Below are 1782 nucleotides of genomic sequence, written 5' to 3' on the forward strand. Positions count from 1 at the left end.
GGACGGCCGCCGGTGAGGCGGTGCTGTTGCCCGCCGCGGACACGCTCGGCGCCGGCACGGAAGCAACCGCGGAGACCACGCTCGCCGTGACCACGGAGTTGGTCTCAACCGCCGGAGTGTGGATGGTCGCCGAGGCCTGGACGACGCCCGGGGAAGCGGAAGCTCCCGTGGTCGTCGATGGGGTGGGGATGCTCGCCGAGGCGTCCACCGTCTCGGGTGAGGCGGTGGAGCCGGTCGAGGTCGACGGGGCCGGCACGGAGGCCGTAGCGGCGACGGTGGCCGGTGAGGCGACCTTCTCCGCGACGATCGCCGGGTCTGGAACCGAGGTGGTCGCGGCGACCACGCCCGGTGAGGCTGTAGCGCCCGCAGACGCCGTAGGAGCCGGAACCGTAGCGGAGGCTTCGACCGTGCTCGGTGAGGCCGTGGTGACCGCTGTGACCGCCGGGCCGGGCACGCTCGCTGACGCAGCTACCGCCGCAGGAGATGCGGTGGAGCCAGCGGTCGTCACTGGAGCAGGCACCGAGGCAGCAGCCGCCACTACGGCAGGAGCCGCCGAGGACCCAGCCGACGTTGAAGGCGCCGGCACCGCACTGGTGGCTTGAACCGTGGCCGGTGAAGCCGCGGAGCCCGCTGCCGTGATGGGCGCCGGGATCGTGGCCGGTGCCTGAACCATGGCAGGAGCTGCGGACACGCTGGCCGAGGTGGACGGCCCGGGGATCGACGAGGCTGCCTCAACGGCGGACGGAGAAGCGGTGGCGTCGACCGGGGCTGATCCGCCGCCGGTGACACCGAGAGTGAAACCAACCCGGTAGCCGAGCGCGATCGACGCCGTGAAGTCCTCGTTAGCGGTCGGGGACGACGAGGTCAGCTCGCGGGTAGCGAGCGCCGCGGTGGTGTAGGAGCGGGACTGCAGGTCGCCCTGCTCGGTGTATCCAGCTGGTGGCGTCCAGTCGAGGAAGCCTGACCCGGTGCTGGGCATCGCCGCGGCGCAGCGGACCTCTAGGTCTGCGCTGCCGGCTGGGGTGATGCCCGGGGTAGTGGAGAGGCTGCCGGAGCCTGCGCTGGTCTGGGCGACCACCGGGATGGAGTCGGCGGCGTCTTGGATGGCGGCGACGAACACGACACCGTCAGCGCCACTGTGCTGGGTGAACGTGTAGGTGGACGGCTCGGATCCGCCTGCTACCTTCCACCAGATCTTGACCTGCAGGGCGGAGCTGCCCGCGGTGTAGGAGTCCAGGAGTTGCCAGGTGGCTCCGCCGGTCGGGGTCGGCATGTCGTCGAGCACACCGACGTCGGCGGCGTGCAGGGCCAGCAGAATGTCGCCCTGCAAGGTGCCTGCGGGTTTGTCGACGGGGTTGCTTGCGGTGACGAGGGCAGCTGCGACGACGTCTCCGCGCAGTGTGGGCGGGGTGGAGCCGTCAGAGACGTCCGGGGTGGGGATGGTCGCTGCTGCTGTGACAGCCGTCGCGGAAGCGGTGGAGCTGGTCGAGGTGGTGGGCGCCGGCACCGTGGCGGCGCACACCACTGCGGCGGGGGCGGCGATGACCCCAGTGGTCGCTGACGGGGCAGGAACAGACGCCGTCCCGGCCACGACAGCAGGTGAGGCGGTAGCGCCCGCCGATGCGGTCGGGGCAGGCACGGACGCCGGGGCTGCGACCACACCTGGGGTGGCGGTGACATCGGTCGCCGCGGTGGCTACCGCGATCGTCACACCGCCACGGCTGGTCTGGTTGACGCTCGCGGTGTGGTTGGCGGTGCCGGTCGCTCCGCCAGCGGTGAGTG

The 1782-nt window shown here is 71.8% G+C and carries 2 protein-coding genes; both read left to right on the top strand.

Annotated features, from left to right (window positions below; all coding sequences use genetic code 11):
• On the top strand, nt 1-602 hold a 602-nt coding region (locus AB0J58_RS44120; RefSeq protein ID WP_364227615.1), incomplete at its 5' end, for a hypothetical protein.
• An 852-nt stretch (nt 603-1454) separates the two neighbouring features.
• A partial coding sequence (locus AB0J58_RS44125; protein ID WP_364227617.1) for a hypothetical protein occupies nt 1455-1782 on the top strand: 328 nt, incomplete at its 3' end.

Origin of the sequence: Streptosporangium sp. NPDC049644 (genome assembly GCF_040675205.1) — a bacterium.
GTDB classification, from domain to species: Bacteria; Actinomycetota; Actinomycetes; order Streptosporangiales; family Streptosporangiaceae; genus Streptosporangium; species Streptosporangium fukuiense.